Raw genomic sequence first — 18,619 nt, 5'->3', positions numbered from 1 at the left:
CGGCCGCCATTCGGCAACCGCAATGTAGCCTGTGAGCACCATGAACATCAAGAAGATCCTGCGCGGGCCGATCATCTACATTCTGCTCGCGATCGTCGCCGTGTGGATCGGGTCGAGCCTCATCACCGCATCGGGTTTCAAAGAGGTGTCGACGCAAGAGGGCCTCGACCTCCTCAACGACGGCAAGGTCGCCGCCGTGAAGATCGTCGACGGTGAGAACCGGGTCGACCTCACGCTCGCGAAGGAGGACGACGAGCTCGGCAAGCAGGTGCAGTTCTACTACGTCACCCCGCGCGGCGCCGACATCGTCGCCGCCGTCGACGCGGCCGACCCGGCAGACGGCTTCAACGACGAGGTGCCGCAGCCGAACTGGTTCCTCTCGATGCTCGGCATCCTGCTGCCGCTCGTGCTCATCGGCCTCTTCTTCTGGATCATGCTCTCGGGCATGCAGGGCGGCGGCAACAAGGTCATGCAGTTCGGCAAGTCCAAGGCGAAGCTCGTCTCCAAGGAGAGCCCGAAGGTCACGTTCGACGATGTCGCGGGCGCCGAAGAGGCGATCGAAGAGCTGCACGAGATCAAGGAGTTCCTGAAGGAGCCCGCGAAGTTCCAGGCCGTCGGCGCGCGCATCCCCAAGGGCGTGCTGCTCTACGGCCCTCCCGGCACCGGCAAGACGCTGCTCGCCCGCGCGGTCGCGGGTGAGGCCGGCGTGCCGTTCTACTCGATCTCGGGTTCCGACTTCGTCGAGATGTTCGTCGGCGTCGGCGCATCCCGCGTGCGCGACCTCTTCGACCAGGCGAAGCAGAACGCGCCCGCCATCATCTTCGTCGACGAGATCGACGCGGTCGGCCGCCACCGCGGCGCCGGCCTCGGCGGCGGTCACGACGAGCGCGAGCAGACGCTCAACCAGCTGCTCGTCGAGATGGACGGCTTCGACCCGAAGACCAACGTCATCCTCATCGCGGCGACGAACCGCCCCGACATCCTCGACCCCGCGCTGCTGCGCCCTGGCCGCTTCGACCGCCAGATCGGCGTCGACGCGCCCGACCTCAAGGGCCGTCAGAAGATCCTCGAGGTGCACTCGAAGGGCAAGCCCCTCGCCAACGGAGTCGACCTCGAGGTGCTCGCCCGCAAGACCCCGGGCTTCACCGGCGCCGACCTCGCGAACGTGCTCAACGAGGCCGCGCTGCTCACGGCCCGCTCCAACGCGCAGCTCATCGACAACCGCGCCCTCGACGAGGCCGTCGACCGTGTGATCGCCGGCCCGCAGCGCCGCTCCCGCGTCATGAAAGACAAGGAGAAGCTCATCACGGCCTACCACGAGGGCGGCCACGCCCTCGCTGCGGCGGCGATGAACTACACCGACCCGGTCACGAAGATCACGATCCTGCCGCGCGGCCGTGCCCTCGGCTACACGATGGTGATGCCGCTCGAAGACAAGTACTCGGTCAGCCGCAACGAGCTGCTCGACCAGCTCGCCTACGCGATGGGCGGCCGCGTCGCTGAGGAGATCGTCTTCCACGACCCGTCGACCGGCGCCTCGAACGACATCGAGAAGGCCACCTCGACGGCCCGCAAGATGGTCACCGAATACGGCATGAGCGCGAACGTCGGCGCCGTCAAGCTCGGGCAGTCGCAGGGCGAGGTCTTCCTCGGCCGCGACATGGGGCACCAGCGCGACTACTCCGAAGAGGTCGCCGAGACGGTCGACCTCGAGGTGCGCGCGCTCATCGAGCAGGCGCACGACGAGGCCTGGCAGGTGCTCAACGACAACCGCGACATCCTCGACAAGCTGGCCGCCGAGCTGCTCGAACAGGAGACGCTCGACCACAAGCAGATCGCCGAGATCTTCAAAGACGTGAAGAAGCTGCCCGAGCGCCCGCTCTGGCTGTCGAGCGACAAGCGCCCGGTCTCCGACCGTCCGCCGATCGCGTTCCCGACCGAGAAGATGCCGATCGACCAGGGTGCCGTCGACGGCGGCGTCGACTCGGGTCAGCTGCCGGTCGAAGACGAGGCGCCGGCGCGCGCACCGCAGTCGAACCCGCGGCCCGCGACCGCCTAGTCGCGGGCGCGGCGAGTCCGACGACCCGAAGAGGGGAAGCCATGGCAGGAGTGGACGCCGAGCGCATCCAGCGAGCGGTGCACGAGATCCTGCTCGCGATCGGTGAAGACCCCTCGCGACCGGGCCTCGAGCGCACGCCGCAACGCGTCGCGGAGGCCTACGCCGACTTCTTCGGCGGTCTCGACGTCGATCCGCTGAGTCACCTCGCCGACACGGTTCCGATCGGGGCGACTCATGCGGGTGTGCCGGCGACCTCCGATGCGGTCGTGCTCCGCGACCTCGCGTTCCGGTCCGTCTGCGAGCATCACCTGCTGCCGTTCGTCGGTACGGCGCACGTGGCCTACCTGCCCGGCGACCGGGTGGTCGGGCTCGGGCGCATCCCGGCGGTCGTCGACACGCTCGCCCGCCGCCCGCAGCTTCAGGAGCGGCTCACCGAGGAGATCGCCGACGCCCTCGTGGCGGGGCTCGACCCCAAGGGGGTGCTCGTCGTGCTCGACGCCCAGCACCGCTGCGTGACCACGCGGGGCTCGCGTCAGGAGCGCAGTTCCACCGTGACGATCGCGAGTCGCGGCGCACTCTCGGAGCCCGCAGCCCGGAGCGAGATCATCACGCTCATCGGGGCCCAGACGAATGCCTGATCGCACGCTCGTCATGGGCGTGGTGAACGTCACGCCCGACTCGTTCAGCGACGGCGGCCGCTGGTTCAACGTCGATGCGGCGATCGCGCACGGGCTCGAACTCGTGGCCGAGGGCGCCGACATCCTCGACGTCGGGGGAGAGTCCACCCGGCCGGGTGCCGCGCGGGTCGCGCCCGAAGAGGAGCTGCGCCGCGTCGTGCCCGTCATCGCGGAGCTCGCGGGCCGCGGCATCCGGGTGAGCGTCGACACGATGCGCGCCGCCACGGCCCAGGCTGCGGTCGAGGCCGGGGCCGAGATCATCAACGACGTCTCAGCGGGCCTCGCCGATGCGGCGATGGGCTCGATCGCAGCAGAGACCGGTGCACGCTACGTCGCCATGCACTGGCGCGGCCACTCCGACCGCATGGACTCGCTGGCCGAGTACACCGACGTCGCCGTCGAGGTGCGCGACGAGCTCGCGCAGCGCGTCGACGCGCTCACCGCGGCCGGCGTCGCCCCCGAGAAGCTCATCCTCGACCCCGGGCTCGGCTTCGCCAAGCGCGGCGACCAGAACTGGGAGATGCTCGGCCGGCTCGACGTGCTCGCCGGCCTCGGCCTGCCGATCCTCGTCGGTGCCTCGCGCAAGCGATTCCTCGGTGCGATGCTGCCAGACGCGGCATCCGTCACCGACCGCGACCTGCCGACGGCCGTCGTGAGCGTGCTCTCGGCGCAGGCCGGCGCCTGGGCGGTGCGCGTGCACGACGTGCAGGGCACGCGCCGCGCCCTCGACGTCCTCGGCGCATGGCAGAGTGGACGACGTGACTGAACTGCGGGGTCGTGGGCGAGGCGACAAGATCACCCTCACGGGGCTTCGCGTGCGCGCGCACCACGGCGTCTTCGACTTCGAACGTGCCGAAGGGCAGGAGTTCGTGATCGACGTGTCGGTCTCCGTCGACCTCGCGGCCGCAGCGGCATCCGACGAACTCGACCGCACCGTGCACTACGGCGAGCTCGCCGAGGCCGTCGTCGCCGCGGTCGAGCGCGACCCCGTCGACCTCATCGAGACCGTCGCCGAGCGCGTCGCCGCGGTGGCGCTCGGCTTCGCCGCCGTCGACGAGGTCGAGGTCACGGTGCACAAGCCGCAGGCGCCCATCACCGTGCCGTTCGGCGACGTCGCCGTCACGATCGTGCGGAGCCGGGCATGACGCGCGCCGTCGTCGCCTTCGGGGCGAACCTCGACGACCGCGAGGCGACCATCGCCGCCGCAGTGCGAGAGATCGCCGAGGCACCCGGTGTCGAGCTCGTGGCCGTGTCGCCCGTGTACGAGACCGCGGCCGTCAAAGACAGCGGTGTCGACCTCGACGCGCCGCGGTACCTCAACGGCGTCGTCGTCGTCGAGACCGCGCTCGAGCCGCACGCACTGCTCGAGCTGCTGCAGCGCATCGAGCTCGAGCACGGCCGGGTGCGCACCGAGCACTGGGGCGACCGCACGCTGGACCTCGACCTGATCGACGTCGACGGCGTCGTGCTCGACGACGAGCGGCTCACACTGCCGCACCCGCGCGCCTGGCAGCGGGCGTTCGTGCTGGCCCCGTGGCTCGACATCGACCCCGATGCCGAGCTCGCCGGGCGCGGGCCGATCGCCGCATTGCGTGCCGCGGCCACCGACGAGGTGGTTCGCCGATGAAGCGCACGCACCCCTCCACCATCGTCGCCTTCGTGCTCGCCGGCATCGTCACCGGTTACCTCATCGACCTCGCGATCGTCTCGAACGGGTCGAAGGCGATCGTGCCCCCGCTCTCGCTCCCGATCACCCTCGCGGGGGTCGCCGCGCTCGTCGTGGCGTTCGCCTGGCCGATCCGACGGGCCGTCAAGGGCAAGGCGACCAAGCACCTCGACCCGTTCCGCGCCATGCGCACCGCCGTGCTCGCGAAGGCCTGCAGCCTGAGCGGTGCGCTCATGTTCGGCTTCGGCCTCGGCATCACCCTGTTCCTGCTGACGCGCAGTGTCGTGCCATCGCCCGCGACGATCTGGCTCGCCATCGCCACGGCGATCGGCGCGGCCCTGCTCATGGCAGGCGGGCTCGTCGCGGAGTTCTTCTGCACGCTGCCGCCCGACGACACCGACACCGAGAAGAAAGAGCACGCGCATGCCTGAGGGGCCCGGCCTCCAGCCCGATGAGACCGTGCACGACGAGCCGCGACCGCCCGAGGCATCCGACACCGGCTGGCTGCGGGTCTCGCCGAAGTACGTGCTCGTCGAGGTGGTCGGCTCGATCATCGGCATGCTCATCTTCGTGGGCATCGCCCTCGGGGCCTACTTCCTGCTGCACTGGGAGTGGGCGCTGTGGGTCGCGGGCGCGATCGCCGTGGTCTCGCTCGTCGGCATCGCGTTCGAGCCACGTCGCGTGCGGTCGATCCAGTACCGCCTGCGCGCCGACGACCTGCTCTTCCGCCGCGGCATCATGTTCCAGCGGCAGGTCGCGGTGCCCTACGGGCGCATGCAGCTCGTCGACATCACCCGCGGCCCGGTCGCGCGCGCCCTCGGCCTGGCCGACCTCAAGTTCGTGACCGCGGCGGCGTCGAGCGCGGTCACCGTGCCCGGGCTGCCGATGGCCGAGGCCGATCGCCTCCGCGACGAGCTCGTCGCCCTCGCCGAGTCGCGCCGGGCGGGGCTGTGACCGAAGCCACCCGCCCGCAGGGAGTGGTGAACCTCGCCGACGGCGAGTGGCACCGGCTCCACCCGGCGAGCCCCCTGCTGCGCGGCGGCCTCGTGTTCATCGCCGTGCTCGGGTTCATCATCGCGAACCTGCGCGAGCGGGTCATCGAGATCTTCCTCGCGATCTTCGCGCCCGAGTCGAGCGCGCCGATCGACGCCGAGTACGGCGAATGGCAGGAGGACTGGGCCAACGACCCGGTCGGCGGCATCGTGATGAACGGTCTCGTGGGCTGGGCGCTGCTCGCCCTCGGGGCGATCATCGTCGCCGTCGTCATCGGATTCTGGCTGTCGTGGCGCATGCACACCTTCCGGGTCACGCACGAGGCGGTCGAGGTGCGCAGCGGCATCCTCTTCCGCTCGCATCGCAGCGCGCGCCTCGATCGCATCCAGGGCATCAACGTCAACCGGCCGCTCTTCGCGCGCCTCTTCGGCACGGCGAAGCTCGAGATCTCGGTCGCCGGCCAGTCGGCGAACGTGCAGCTCGCCTACCTCGGCTCCACCCTCGCCGACGCGCTGCGCGCCGACGTGCTGCGCCTCGCGTCGGGCGCGCGGGCCGAGCGGGCGCACGGCGCGGTCGCTCCCGCCGGTGCGGTCGACGGGCGAGCGGATGCGTCGGCGACCGTCGCTCCCGGGCTCGTGGCCGACCCCGGCGCAGTGCAGGAGCCGGCCGAGGCGGCAGGTGTCGATGGGGCCTCGGGCCAGCGCACCCCGGTCACCGCCCGCGCCGGCGCACTCGTCACGCAGCGCGTCGACGAGTTCCTGGCTCCCGAGCTCGACCCCGACCTCGCGCCGCCCGAGTCGGTCGTGCACCTGCCGCTCGGTCGGGTGATCGGCTCCACCTTGCTCGGCGGTTCGACGATCTGGGCGATCATCCTCGTCGCGATCATCGTGATCGGTGTCACGAGCGGCCAGATGTGGGTGCTCTTCAGCTTCGTTCCCGCGGCGATCGGTCTCGTCAGCTACACCTGGTCGCGCATCACGAAGTCGCTGCGCTACTCGATCGCGGGCACGCCCGACGGCGTGCGCATCGGGCACGGCCTGCTCTCGACGGGCAACCAGACGATCCCGCCGGGGCGCGTGCACGCCGTCGAGGCGACGCAATGGGTGTTCTGGCGGCCGTTCGGCTGGTGGTCGGTGCGCATCAACGTCGCCGGGCAGTCGGTCTCCGCCTCGGGCGATGCCGCGCAGCGCACCATCGTGCTGCCGGTCGGCACCGCTGCCGATGTGCACCGCGTGCTCGCCCTGCTGCTGCCCGACGCCGCGGCAGAGGTCGAGGTGCTCGTCGACGCCGGTCTCGTGGGGCGCGGCGATGCCGGCGGCTTCTCCGTCACGCCGAAGCGCGCCGCGTGGCTCCGGCCCTTCTCGTGGAAGCGCATCGGCCTCGCCGAGACGGCGGGCGTCGCCGTCATCCGTCGGGGCGCGCTCATCCGCAGTCTCAGCCTCGTGCCGCTCGCACGCATGCAGTCGGTCGCCCTGTCGGTCGGGCCGATCGAACGCGGGCTCGACCTCGCGACGCTGCGGCTGCACACCGTGACCGGCCCGGTCACCGCCGTGGTGCCCGTCGCCGACCGTGCCGTCGCGACGGCGCTCTTCGAGCGACTCGCGCGCGAGGCGATCGAGCGTGCGGCGAGCGACACCTCGCACCACTGGGGCGCAGCACCCGCCGCCGCGCCGCATGCGGCTGCCGAGGCGGCGCCGGAATCGCCCGCTGCTCCGGTCGCACCGCCGGCCGATGCATCCGCTGCCCGCACCGACGAGACGGAGCCACGACATGTCGGCTGATCGACCAGGCAGGCTCGGCGTCGGCACCATCGGCGCAGGCCGCGTCGGCGCGGTGCTCGCCTCCGCCCTCGCCGGAGCAGGGCACGCCCTCACCGGCATCTCCGCGGTCTCCGACGAGAGTCGCGAGCGCGCGGCGACCATGCTGCCCTCGGTGCCGGTGCTGCCGATCCCCGAGATCATCGAGCGCAGCGAACTCGTGCTGCTCGCCGTGCCCGAGGCCGAACTCGGCCCCCTGGTCGCGGGGCTCGCCGAAGCCGGCGCCTGGCAACCGGGCCAGCTCGTGCTGCACACCGTCGCCCGCTTCGGCACGGGCGTGCTCGACCCCGCGCGGCTCGCGGGGGCCATCCCGCTCGCCGTGCACCCCGCGATGAGCTTCACCGGCACGAGCATCGATCTCGCGCGCCTGCCGGGCACCTGGTTCGCCGTCACCGCACCGGCCCCGGTGCTGCCGATCGGCCAGGCGCTCGTCGTCGAGATGGGCGGCGAGCCTGTCATCGTCGCCGAGCGCGACCGCGCCGCCTACGGCGAGGCGATCGACACGGCCGTCTCGTTCTCGAGCGCGATCGTCGACCAGGCCAGCGGCATCCTCGACGGCATCGGCGTGGCGAGGCCCGGCGCGGTGCTCGCCCCGCTCGTGCGCAGCGCCGTCGAGAACGCGCTCGCGCGGCACGACCGCGGCGCGTACCCCGAGGGGGCCGATACGATCGACGAGGCCGATTCCGACTGGCCGCTGGGGGGTGGCGCGTGACCGGGTCCACATCGGGCGTGCGTGTCGTGCCGACCATCGACGAGTTGCGCGAGCGGCTCGCCGAGCGGCGCGCTGCCGGGGCATCCGTCGCCCTCGTGCCCACCATGGGCGCCCTGCACGCCGGCCATCTGGCGCTCGTCGCCCACGCGCGCGAACTCGCCGACGTGGTCGTCGTGTCGATCTTCGTGAACCCGCTGCAGTTCGGCCCGGGCGAAGACCTCGACCGCTACCCGCGCACGCTCGACGCCGATGTCGAGGCACTCGCCGGGCTCGGCGTCGAGTTCGTCTTCGCGCCGACCGCCGCCGAGATGTATCCGAACGGCGCCGTCGGCACGACGCTCGCGGCAGGCCGGGTGGGCTCGCTCTACGAAGGCGCCTCCCGCCCCGGCCACTTCGACGGCATGCTGACCGTCGTCGGCAAGCTGCTCAACATCGTCGGGCCCGACGTGGCGGTCTTCGGCCAGAAGGACGCGCAGCAGGTCTTCCTCGTGCAACGCATGGTCGACGACCTCGACGTGCCGACCTCGATCGAGGTCGTGCCGACCGTGCGCGAGACCGACGGGCTCGCGCTCTCGAGCCGCAATCGCTTCCTCGACCCCGGCCATCGGGCCGCAGCACTCACGCTGATCGAGGCGCTCAGGGCAGCGGATGCCGCGGCATCCGACGGTCTCGCCGAAGTGCTCGCCGAGGGTGCCGCCGCCTTCGGCGACCACGACGACGTCACGCTCGACTACCTCGTGGTCGTCGACCCCGAGACGTTCCTCCCCGTCGCCGACGACGCTCGCGGCCCGGCCGTCGTGCTCGTCGCCGCCCGTGTCGGGTCGACCCGACTCATCGACAACGCCGCCATCACGCTCGGCTGACTCGTCAGGTGCGCCCAAGTAGGCTGGTGCACGCACCCACGCAGTGCAGACGGTACTGCGGGCATGACGAGAGAGAACGATGGCCGAGAATCAGACGGATGCCACGCCCGAGCCCACTGCCGAGGAGATCTCCGAGCAGAAGGCCGTGCGTCTCGCCAAGCGCGAGCGGCTGAACGCGGCATCCGACGACCGCGCCTTGGGTGCCTACCCGGTCCGCCTGCCGATCACGGCGACGATCCCCGAGGTGCGCGACCGCTTCGTCGGGCTCGGCGTCGACGAGGCGAGCGGCGAGCAGGTCGGCGTCGCCGGTCGCGTCGTGCACTCGCGCAACACCGGAAAGCTGTGCTTCGCCACGCTGCAGGCGGGTGACGGCAGCCGCATCCAGGCGATGGTCTCCCTCGCCGAGGTCGGCGAGGAGTCGCTCGCCGAGTGGAAGGAGCTCGTCGACCTGGGCGACCACGTGTTCGTGGCCGGCGAGGTCATCACGAGTCGTCGCGGCGAGCTCTCGATCATGGTGAAGGAGTGGCGCATCGCCTCGAAGGCGATCCTGCCGCTGCCGAACCTGCACAACGAACTGTCCGAGGAGATGCGCGTGCGCAGCCGCTACCTCGACCTGATCTCGCGCGAGCAGGCCCGCAAGAACGTCATCGACCGCGCGAAGGTCAACGCGAGCCTGCGGCGCACCTTCGACTCGCTCGGCTTCATCGAGGTCGAGACGCCGATGCTGCAGGTCATGCACGGCGGGGCATCAGCTCGCCCGTTCGTGACGAACTCCAACGCGTTCGACACCGATCTGTACCTGCGCATCGCACCCGAGCTCTACCTGAAGCGCGCCGTCGTCGGCGGCATCGAGCGGGTGTACGAGATCAACCGCAACTTCCGCAACGAGGGCGCCGACTCGACGCACAGCCCCGAGTTCGCGATGCTCGAGGCCTACGAGGCGTACGGCGACTACAACACGATCGCCGACCTCACGCAGCAGCTCATCCAAGACGCCGCGCTCGCGACCTCCGGCTCGCACGTCGTGACCTGGGCCGACGGCACCGACTTCGATCTCGGCGGCGACTGGGCGCGCATCTCGATGTACGACTCGCTGTCCGAGGCGATCGGCGAGACGATCACCTCGTCGACCCCGATGGAGCGCCTGAAGCAGCTCGCCGACGAGGCGGGCGTCGACGTCGACCACCCGCTGCCCGGCAAGTACGTCGAGGAGCTGTGGGAGCACCACGTGAAGTCGGGCCTCGTGCGGCCGACGTTCGTCATGGACTTCCCGCTCGACACCTCGCCGCTCGTGCGAGAGCACCGCTCGATCCCGGGCGTCGTCGAGAAGTGGGACCTCTACATCCGCGGCTTCGAGCTCGCGACCGGCTACTCCGAGCTCGTCGACCCCGTCGTGCAGCGCGAGCGCTTCGTCGAGCAGGCGAAGCTCGCCGCCGGGGGAGACCCCGAGGCGATGCGCCTCGACGAGGAGTTCCTGCGGGCGCTCGAGTTCGGCATGCCGCCGTCGGGCGGCATGGGCATGGGCATCGACCGCCTGCTGATGGCCCTCACCGGCCTCGGCATCCGCGAGACGATCCTCTTCCCGCTGGTCAAGTGATTCGACGAGAGAGCGGATGCCGCGCATGAACGACTACCTGCCGAAGGACGAGCTCGAGCCCGAGAAGGACCCGAAGCGACCGTCGAACATGCGGCTCGGCATCTGGCTCGTCGTCGGCGCGATCGGTCTCTACCTCGTGGTCTCGGGCATCTGGGGCCTCGTCACCGGCGGCTGAGTCGCGAACCCCTGTGCCAGAACAGGAAGCAACGCGCTCGTGGTGCTGAAGACAGGCTGAGCGAGCCGGCGCCGGCCAGATCTCCTGTTCTGGCGCACTCGTCCTCCACATCGCGCGGCCCGGATCGGGCATTCACCGAGCAGCTTCTGCGCGGATGGGCGCCTCCGATCGCCGCGACGATCGGGTGATGCCCGATCTCCTCTTCGACCTCCGCCGGCACGGCGGCATCACGACGCGATCTCGGCTCCGCGCCTGCGGACACTCGTCGCAGGGCATCCGCGCAGCCGTCGACGCGCAGCGCGTCCTCCGCGTCGGCCGGTCGTGGGTCGCGCTGCACGAAGCGAACCAGGAGGCGGTACGGGCCATCGAGCTCGGCGGAATCCTCGGGGGTGAGAGCGCACTCCGGAGCTACGACATCTGGGTCTCGCGCAACGCCGGGGTGTGCGTTGCGACGGCGCGGACCGCGAGCCGGACGCCGCCGCTGTGCGATGGGGAGTACCGGGTGTGGTGCAGGATGACCCGACGCTCCGGCGCGTGGCGTGTCGACGTGGTCGAGGCGCTCGCGCAGTACCTGCCGCGGGTCGCACGGCTTGACGCGATCGCGACGCTCGACAGCGCAGTGCATCGCGGCTTGATCTCCCCGCCGCAGCTCGACGCGCTGATGGAGCGGATGCCCCGACGCATCCGTCGTCTGCGGAATCGAATCGACGGTGCCGCTGACTCCGGGCTGGAGTCCATCCTGCGGATGGCGATTCGCGACGAGGGGTGGCAGGTCGAGTCGCAGGTGTCCATCGAGGGCGTCGGTCGAGTCGACCTGCTGATCGACGGCTGGCTCGTCATCGAAGCCGACGGTTCGAAGTGGCACGACGGTCATGAGGCGACCGAGCGAGATCGCGAGCGCAATGCCGCTCTCGTTCTCCGCGGCTATCGCTGGCACCGATTCGGCCACGCGCAGATCATGCGGAACCTCGACCGGTGCATCGCGGTGATCCGCACGCTGCTGGCCTCGGGCGCGCCGACCGGCTGAGCATTCGAGAACAGGCACGGTGCCGTGGAACGGCCCGCTCGTCCTGTGCTCGTCGCCGTCGCGGCGTGTCTTCCTGTTCTCAGGCGGAGGAAAGCGGCGAATTCAGGGAAAGTACGTATCCTTGTAGTCCTATGGACGAATTCTGGGCGAATGCGATCTGGTCGCTCGCGCCGACCGTGCTCATCGGGCTCATCTTCTGGTTCGTGATGCGTGCGGTCATCCACGCCGACCGCAACGAGCGCAAGGCGTATTCCCGCGTCGAGGCGGAGGAGCGGGCCAAGCTCGCCAAGAACCGACCGGCAGCCTGACCGGAATGACCGCGGAGCAGGCGGCGCTCTCCTTCGCCGGGGTCATCGTCGTCATCGACCTGATCATCCGCGTCACGGCGATCATCGTGGTACCGCGCAACCGTCGCCCGACCGCCGGCATGGCGTGGCTGCTCGCGATCTTCTTCCTCCCGTTCATCGGGGTGTTCTTCTTCCTGCTCATCGGCAATCCCAAGCTGCCGAAGCATCGGCGGCAGAAGCAGGCCGAGGTCGACCGGTACATCCGCGAATCGACGCACGGTGTCGAACGGGTCAGCGACCCCGGCCACTGGCCCGGGTGGTTCGAGGGCGTCGTGCGGCTGAACCGAAACCTCGGGTCGATGCCGCTCATCGGCTCCAACAGTGCGAGCCTCATCGGCGACTATCAAGGCTCGCTCGACGCGATGACCGACGCGGTGCGGGGGGCCAAGCGCTACGTGCACGTCGAGTTCTACATCCTCGCACTCGACTCCACCACCGCGCCGTTCTTCGACGCCCTCGGTGAGGCGGTCGCTCGCGGGGTCGACGTGCGGCTGATGCTCGACCACGTCGCATCCCTCCGAGTGAAGGGCTACCGGAAGACGCTCAAGCGACTCACCGCGATGGGCGTGCGGTGGCAGCTCATGCTCCCCGTGCAGCCGCTGAAGGGCAAGTACCAGCGCCCCGACCTCCGCAACCACCGAAAGATCCTCGTCGTCGACGGCGAGGTCGGCTTCATGGGTTCGCAGAACATCATCGACCGCAGCTACAACAAGCGCGGAAACATCAGACGCGGTCTGAAGTGGAAGGAACTCGTGGCGCGCGTCGAGGGGCCCATCGTGGCCGGCCTCGACGCGATCTTCGCCACCGACTGGTACCTCGAGACCGGCGAGGAGCCGGTGCGGGATCTCTCCGAGTCGCTCGACCAGCCGGGTGAGGCGCAGGACCTCGACTGCCAGGTCGTGCCGAGCGGGCCCGGCTACCCGAACGAGAACAACCTGAAGCTGTTCCTCGCGCTGCTCTACGCGGCTGAAGAGCGCATCATCCTCACGAGCCCGTACTTCGTGCCCGACGAGGCGATGCTGCGCGCGATCAGCGGCGCCACCCAGCGCGGCATCCACGTCGAGCTCTTCGTCTCGGAGATCGGCGACCAGGCGCTCGTCTATCACGCGCAGCGCTCCTACTACGAGGCGCTGCTGCGCGCCGGCGTGAAGATCTACATGTACCAGGCGCCGTACATCCTGCACTCCAAGCACTTCACGATCGACGACGACGTCGCCGTGATCGGCTCGAGCAACATGGACATCCGCTCGTTCGAGCTCAACATGGAGATCTCGCTCCTCGTGCGCGGGGCGTCGTTCGTGCGCGAGATGCGCGCCGTCGAAGACGGGTACCGCCGCGACAGCCGCGAGCTGACCCTCGACGAGTGGATGCAGCAGCCGCTGCGATCGACCGTGCTCGACAACCTCGCGCGGCTCTCGTCGGCGCTGCAGTAGTCCGAGCGGGTGCCGCGGTGCCGCCGGGCAGTCGCGCCACCGGTGCTCGTGCTAGTTGCGTGGCTTCAGGTGCACGGTCGGCAGCTCGGGCGCGGGCAGCGGCGCACCGTCGTACCCGGTGACATCGCCGAATCGACCGTCGGGGTTGTCGCGGCCGACGACGTCGGCCTGCCACTGCCGGCGGAACTCGACGATCTCGTCATGGTCGCGACCGATGAAGTTCCACCACATCACGAGCGCTTCGTCGAACGGCACGCCGCCGAGGAGGATCACGCGCACCGGGGCATCCGCTGCTCGCAGGCGCACGCCCTCGTGGCCGACCGGCAGGTAGCCGAGCTCGCTCCGCTCGAGCACGCCTGTGCGGCCGGTCTCGGCGAGCGGCACGAGTCGCTGCGAGTCGTCGACCTCGCCCTCGAGCGCCGCGACGGTCACGCCGACCGGGCCGAGGTCGACGAGGAGCCCGTGCTCGAACGAGGGGTCGAGCTCGATCCATGCCTCGCCGCCTGCGGGCAACTCGATCTGCGCGCCGACGAGCGGTGAGAAGAGCGAGACGGATGACTCGGCCGCGACTCCCGGCAACGATCCGGCGAAGACGCGCACGACCGCGTCGTCGACCGGTACCTCGTCGATCTCCGCGTGCTCGAAGAACGGCGCGACGTGGCGGGCGGCGTCGGGCAGCGCGACCCAGAGCTGCACGCCGTGCAACCGTGTCGTCTGCGGCGTCGAGACCTCGGAGTGCGAGATGCCGCGCCCGGCGGTCATCAGGTTCACCGCACCCGGGCGCACCATCTCGTGGCTGCCGGTGCTGTCGCGGTGCTCGATCTCGCCCTCGAAGAGCCAGCTGACGGTCTGCAGCCCCGTGTGCGGATGCGGGGGAACGACCATGCCCCCGGAGACCGCGACATCGTCGGGGCCGTAGTGGTCGGCGAAGCACCAGGCGCCAATGGTGGTGCGGCCGCGCTGGGGGAGTGTGCGGCGCACGTTCATCGCCCGCGGGCCGCCGAGCGGCACGTCTCGCGGCTGCAGCACGGCGATCGCGGGATCGGCCGCGGACTCGGGCGGACAGAGCAGTTCAGCAGGGTCTCGCTCGAGGTTGCTCATGGCGAAAATTCTACGCGGGGCTCCCGCCCACGCGGTCGGGCCGACCATTAGCATGGCGGTATGGCTCCTTCGCTGCGTCTTCGTCGTGCTGGTCTCCTCGCCCTGGCGGTCTCGTCGGTGTTCCTGCTGTCGGGGTGCAACCCGCCGTCCACCGCAGCCGAAGACTTCCCCGGAGTGCCGACCGAGGCCGATGCCGATGTGGTCGACGTCGACTCGGGCAACGACCCGGCGGGCGACACCGAAGAGATGCCGTCGTCCGAAGACGGCCCCGTGGTCGTCTGGTGGGCCGACGGCGGCCAGCTCGCGCTCACCATTTCGGGCAGCTCGACCTGCCCGGTGGTGGGTGAGCAGATCCGCGTGCTCGAGCCGGCCGGCGAGGGCAACCGCGTCGCGATCGACCTCGTCGAGCAGCCCGAAGACCAGATCTGCACGATGGACTTCGTGCCGCACACGACCCTGTTCTGGACTCCGACGACCGTCACGACCACCGAGCCGCTCGTCGTCGAGGTCGCCGACACCGAGGTCACGGTTCCGGTCAAGTAGCCGCGTACCTGTACCCCGTTCGCGCGCGTCCCTGTACCTCGAATCGGAATTGCCCCCTGAACTGGGGTAAGACGTTCGGCTTCGGACCCTGAAGTGAGGGATCCTTCCCTACTAGCGTTGCGTCCACGTGCGCCGTCCACCCGGGTCGGCAACCCGACACGTAAGGACGCTTGCCCGTGCCCCGACGCAGACTACCCGCTGCCGCCATCGCCATCACCACGATGGTCGGCGCGCTCCTGACCCCCTTGCTCATCGCCTCGCCGGCGGTCGCCGTGACGCTTCCGAGCGGCCTCGAGACCGGTTTCGAGATCGATGGCGATCGAACGGGCGGTACACCGCCCGACACGTACGACTGGAACAGCTTCCTGACGCCGCTCGCCGACGACGGGACGTACACCTTCACGCCGACCGGCCCGTACGTCACCGGCCAGGGCTTCAGCTCCACCGGCATCGTCGACGGAAAGGAGGGCTGGGACAACGGTTCCCTCGCCACCTCCTGCGACGTGCTCGACGCGACCGGCGCCCCCGGCAGCCAGACCCAGGCCACGAACCCATGGGAGCCGGGCCCGCAGAACGTCAACGCCAAGGGCGATCTGTGCAGTGGCGGTGCCGCGTACGAGATCATCACCGACGACCAGGGCATCGAGCACGTGGTGTTCTACCTCTACTGGACGCGGTTCGAGGGCAACGGCGACATGAGCACCTTCACGACGCTCGAGGGTCCTGCCGCCGGGCGCTGCGACGACTACGCGATCGAGTTCAACTACGACTCCGCCGGCGATGTGACCACTGCCGACGTCCGGCGGTGGCTCCCCCTCGCGGGTGACGGCTGCGCCGACCCCGACGGGCCGGGCGTATGGGTCGCGACCGACATCGATCTCGACTTCGCCGCGGAGGTCGGTGCGCGAACCGAGGGGCCGGGCACCCTGCCCGGCGACCCCGAGACCTTCGGCGAACTCGCCGTCGACTTGACGGCCGCGGGGTTGTTCGAGCCCGACTCCTGCGAGGGATTCGCGACCGGCACGTCGTTCTCGCGCACCGGCAACGCGCCGACAGCCCAGATCCAGGACTTCTTCGAGCCGCAGGACGCGCTCATCATCAGCAACTGCGGCGGTCTGAGCATCCAGAAGCTCTCCGATCCGCCCGCGATCGCGAGCACCGACGACTTCGACTACGAGGTGGTACGCACGAGCGGGGGCACGATCTTCCAGGGCGGCGCGACGGCCATCAACGACACCCTCCGCATCGGCGAAACCGATGTCTGGCCCGACGTGTTGGCCGGCGACGACTACACGCTCGACGAGACGATCGCCGACGGACTGCCATGGGAGGAGGTCTCCATCACCTGCCAGGTCGGCGGTGAGACCTTCGAGATCACCTCGCCGACGACGGAGTTCCCCGTTGTCACGGGCGAAGTGACCGAATGCACGATCGTCAACACGACCTCGTGGGTCACGGTCGAGAAGCAGACCCTGCCCGACGGCTCCGCCCAGGTCTTCGACTTCAGCGTCGGCGACACCGAGGTGCAGCTGGCCGACGGCCAGACCAGCGCGCCCGTCTACTACATGCCGGGCGCCGAGGTGCCGGTCACCGAGACCGTGCCCGCCGGCTGGAACCTCACCGACGTGACCTGCACCCCCGCGGGTACGGCCACGACCGACGGCGAGACCGTGACCACGGTCGCGGGCGAGGGCGTGCACTGCGTGTTCACGAACACGCAGAACGGCGAGATCATCGTGCACAAGGTCGTCGACGGCCCGCAGGGCGCCGTCTTCGAGTACACCGGCAGCTGGCTGGCGGACCCGTCGACCTTCACGATCGACGCGACCGACGGTTCGGGCGACAGCGAGACCTACTCGGTCGAGCCCGGCACCTACGACCTCGCCGAGACGGCGCTCGAGGGCTATGACACGACGAACGTCGTCTGCGTCGACCCCGATCAGGGCACGATCGTCGATCTCGACGCCGCCTCGGCGGTGCTCGACGTCGACCCGGGCGAGCGCGTCGAGTGCACCTACACGAACACGCAGCGCGGCGAGATCCGCGTCGACAAGGAGACCATCCCCGACGAGTGGGATCAGGCCTTCGACTTCTCGGTCGTCGGCATGGACACCGATGAGCAGTTCACGCTCAACGACTCGTCCGACGACGAGGCCAACCCGTGGAGCACGGGGCTCGTCGTGCCCGGCGACTACACCGTCGGCGAGACGGTGCCCGAGCACTGGGAGCTCGACTCGATCAGCTGCGGCACCCCCGACGGCTCGTCGACCGATGTCGTGCTCGAGCCCGGCGCCGTCGTCACCTGCGTGTTCACGAACCGGGCCCTGCCCGGCTCGGTGACCGTGGAGAAGAGCGTCGAGGGCGTCGCCGACGGCTTCGAGTGGGCGTTCGACCTCACGATCTCCCCGGTTCCCGGCGAGCAGCCCGGCACCCAGACGGTGAGCGGTGCCGGCGAAGGGTCCGACAGCGCCACCTGGACCGATCTCGTGCCCGGTGAGCACTACACCGTCTTCGAGACCCCGGTCGACGGCTGGAACATGGGCGCCATCACCTGCACCGGCGGCGACGGTGCGCTCACCGACCTCAACGGCGACGCACCCGGCTTCGAATTCGTGGCCGAGATCGACACCGAGATCGACTGCGCGCTGACGAACGAGGCGGTGCCCGGCCAGATCGAGGTCACGAAGTCCGCCGTCGGCGGCGACGGCACCTTCGACTTCGAGCTGACCCCGCTCGACGCCGAGGGCGCGCCCGCGGGCGATCCCGTCGTCGAGAGCGTCACGACCGAGGGCGGCGAGGGCACCGCGGTGTTCGAGGACGTGCTGCCCGGCGGCCGCTTCTCGCTCGCCGAGGCCGACCCGGGCGAGGGCTGGGTCGCGGGCGACCTCGTGTGCACGGTCGACCCGGTCGGCGAGGCCGGCCCGTCGCCGATCGACGCGACCGACTTCACGGTGCAGCCGGGCGACCTGATCGCCTGCGACATCGAGAACGTCGCACGCGGCCCGCTCGACATCGCCAAGACCGTGGACGGCCCGGCCGTCGACAACGGCGACGGCACGTGGGACGTCTCGTACACGATCACCGTGACGAGCCAGTCCGCGACGGACGAGTCGTACGATCTCACCGACGAGCTGAAGTTCGGCGACGGCATCACGCCGACCTCGGCGGAGATCACCGGACCCGAGGGCATCGTCATCAACCCCGACTGGAACGGCATCGACGACATCGCGGTCACGACCGCGGTGCTGCCGGCCGGCGGCGAGCACGTCTACGCCGTCGCGGTGACGGCCGACGTCGCATCGGATGTGACCAGCGACCAGGCCGACTGCGCGGTCGGCTCGAGCGACGAGGGCAGCGGCACGCTGAACTCGGCGACGATCGAGTTCTGGAACGGTTCGGCCTCGAGCGAGGACTGCGCGCCGGTCACGCCCGAGCAGCCGTCGCTCCCGGCGACGGGCGTGAGCCTGGTGGCCGGCTGGGTCGGTCTCGCGGTGATCGCGGCAGGTGGCCTGCTGCTGCTCCTCCGCCGTCGCCGTCAGGCGGCGAGCGCGGAGTAGCGCCGAGCACTGAACGGCGGGCTGTCGGGGGAGACCCCGGCGGCCCGCCGTC

At 70.2% G+C, this 18,619-nt stretch carries 18 protein-coding genes; 17 read left to right on the top strand and 1 reads right to left on the bottom strand.

What is annotated here, in order from left to right; all coding sequences use genetic code 11:
* The first annotated feature begins 40 nt into the window (after positions 1 to 40).
* From ftsH to cls, 15 genes are all read left to right on the top strand, one after another.
* The gene (ftsH, locus tag BJY17_RS09055; protein WP_179551057.1) at positions 41 to 2,059 is read left to right on the top strand and encodes an ATP-dependent zinc metalloprotease FtsH; all 2,019 of its coding nucleotides are present in this window, start codon (positions 41 to 43) and stop codon (positions 2,057 to 2,059) included.
* A gap of 41 nt (positions 2,060 to 2,100) precedes the next feature.
* A complete protein-coding gene (gene folE / locus BJY17_RS09050; RefSeq protein ID WP_179551056.1) occupies positions 2,101 to 2,697 on the top strand; it encodes a GTP cyclohydrolase I in 597 nt (198 codons plus the stop codon).
* A complete protein-coding gene (gene folP, locus BJY17_RS09045; protein WP_179551055.1) occupies positions 2,690 to 3,502 on the top strand; it encodes a dihydropteroate synthase in 813 nt (270 codons plus the stop codon). The genes folE and folP overlap by 8 nt, the downstream gene beginning before the upstream one ends.
* Positions 3,495 to 3,881: a dihydroneopterin aldolase gene (gene folB / locus BJY17_RS09040; protein ID WP_322789791.1), complete on the top strand. Its 387-nt coding sequence runs from the start codon at positions 3,495 to 3,497 to the stop codon at positions 3,879 to 3,881. The genes folP and folB overlap by 8 nt, the downstream gene beginning before the upstream one ends.
* Positions 3,878 to 4,363 carry a 2-amino-4-hydroxy-6-hydroxymethyldihydropteridine diphosphokinase gene (gene folK, locus BJY17_RS09035; protein WP_179551054.1) on the top strand — a complete coding sequence of 162 codons (486 nt, stop codon included), beginning with the start codon at positions 3,878 to 3,880 and terminating at the stop codon, positions 4,361 to 4,363. The genes folB and folK overlap by 4 nt, the downstream gene beginning before the upstream one ends.
* Positions 4,360 to 4,833: a DUF3180 domain-containing protein gene (locus BJY17_RS09030; protein ID WP_179551053.1), complete on the top strand. Its 474-nt coding sequence runs from the start codon at positions 4,360 to 4,362 to the stop codon at positions 4,831 to 4,833. Before folK ends, BJY17_RS09030 begins: the two co-directional genes overlap by 4 nt.
* Positions 4,826 to 5,356 (top strand): PH domain-containing protein, encoded by a 531-nt coding sequence (locus tag BJY17_RS09025; protein ID WP_179551052.1) that lies wholly within the window; start codon positions 4,826 to 4,828, stop codon positions 5,354 to 5,356. The genes BJY17_RS09030 and BJY17_RS09025 overlap by 8 nt, the downstream gene beginning before the upstream one ends.
* On the top strand, positions 5,353 to 7,176 hold the full coding sequence (locus BJY17_RS09020; protein ID WP_322789790.1) for a PH domain-containing protein: 1,824 nt from the start codon (positions 5,353 to 5,355) through the stop codon (positions 7,174 to 7,176). The genes BJY17_RS09025 and BJY17_RS09020 overlap by 4 nt, the downstream gene beginning before the upstream one ends.
* The gene (locus BJY17_RS09015) at positions 7,166 to 7,924 is read left to right on the top strand and encodes a Rossmann-like and DUF2520 domain-containing protein (protein WP_179551051.1); all 759 of its coding nucleotides are present in this window, start codon (positions 7,166 to 7,168) and stop codon (positions 7,922 to 7,924) included. Before BJY17_RS09020 ends, BJY17_RS09015 begins: the two co-directional genes overlap by 11 nt.
* Positions 7,921 to 8,787, top strand: coding sequence for a pantoate--beta-alanine ligase (panC, locus tag BJY17_RS09010; RefSeq protein ID WP_322789789.1), 867 nt, complete (start codon positions 7,921 to 7,923; stop codon positions 8,785 to 8,787). The genes BJY17_RS09015 and panC overlap by 4 nt, the downstream gene beginning before the upstream one ends.
* Positions 8,788 to 8,866: 79 nt before the next feature.
* Positions 8,867 to 10,384: a lysine--tRNA ligase gene (gene lysS, locus BJY17_RS09005; RefSeq protein ID WP_179551050.1), complete on the top strand. Its 1,518-nt coding sequence runs from the start codon at positions 8,867 to 8,869 to the stop codon at positions 10,382 to 10,384.
* A gap of 25 nt (positions 10,385 to 10,409) precedes the next feature.
* Positions 10,410 to 10,559, top strand: coding sequence for a hypothetical protein (locus tag BJY17_RS09000; RefSeq protein ID WP_179551049.1), 150 nt, complete (start codon positions 10,410 to 10,412; stop codon positions 10,557 to 10,559).
* Positions 10,560 to 10,746: 187 nt separating this feature from the next.
* A complete protein-coding gene (locus tag BJY17_RS08995) occupies positions 10,747 to 11,586 on the top strand; it encodes an endonuclease domain-containing protein (protein WP_179551048.1) in 840 nt (279 codons plus the stop codon).
* A gap of 131 nt (positions 11,587 to 11,717) precedes the next feature.
* Positions 11,718 to 11,894: a hypothetical protein gene (locus BJY17_RS08990; protein WP_179551047.1), complete on the top strand. Its 177-nt coding sequence runs from the start codon at positions 11,718 to 11,720 to the stop codon at positions 11,892 to 11,894.
* A 5-nt stretch (positions 11,895 to 11,899) separates the two neighbouring features.
* Positions 11,900 to 13,366, top strand: coding sequence for a cardiolipin synthase (gene cls, locus BJY17_RS08985; RefSeq protein ID WP_179551046.1), 1,467 nt, complete (start codon positions 11,900 to 11,902; stop codon positions 13,364 to 13,366).
* Between the two features lie 51 nt (positions 13,367 to 13,417).
* On the opposite strand, the gene BJY17_RS08980 is transcribed toward cls, so the two are convergent.
* Positions 13,418 to 14,467, bottom strand: a complete 1,050-nt coding sequence (locus BJY17_RS08980) for a pirin family protein (RefSeq protein ID WP_179551045.1) — start codon at positions 14,465 to 14,467, stop codon at positions 13,418 to 13,420.
* A 60-nt stretch (positions 14,468 to 14,527) separates the two neighbouring features.
* Here BJY17_RS08980 and BJY17_RS08975 point away from each other — a divergent pair, with 60 nt between their 5' ends.
* Positions 14,528 to 15,010 (top strand): hypothetical protein, encoded by a 483-nt coding sequence (locus tag BJY17_RS08975; protein ID WP_179551044.1) that lies wholly within the window; start codon positions 14,528 to 14,530, stop codon positions 15,008 to 15,010.
* Between the two features lie 176 nt (positions 15,011 to 15,186).
* A complete protein-coding gene (locus tag BJY17_RS18925; RefSeq protein ID WP_179551043.1) occupies positions 15,187 to 18,567 on the top strand; it encodes a prealbumin-like fold domain-containing protein in 3,381 nt (1,126 codons plus the stop codon).
* Positions 18,568 to 18,619 lie beyond the last annotated feature (52 nt).

It is taken from the genome of Agromyces hippuratus, from assembly GCF_013410355.1.
GTDB classification, from domain to species: domain Bacteria; phylum Actinomycetota; class Actinomycetes; order Actinomycetales; family Microbacteriaceae; genus Agromyces; species Agromyces hippuratus.
This window is presented reverse-complemented; position numbering and strand designations above follow the sequence as displayed.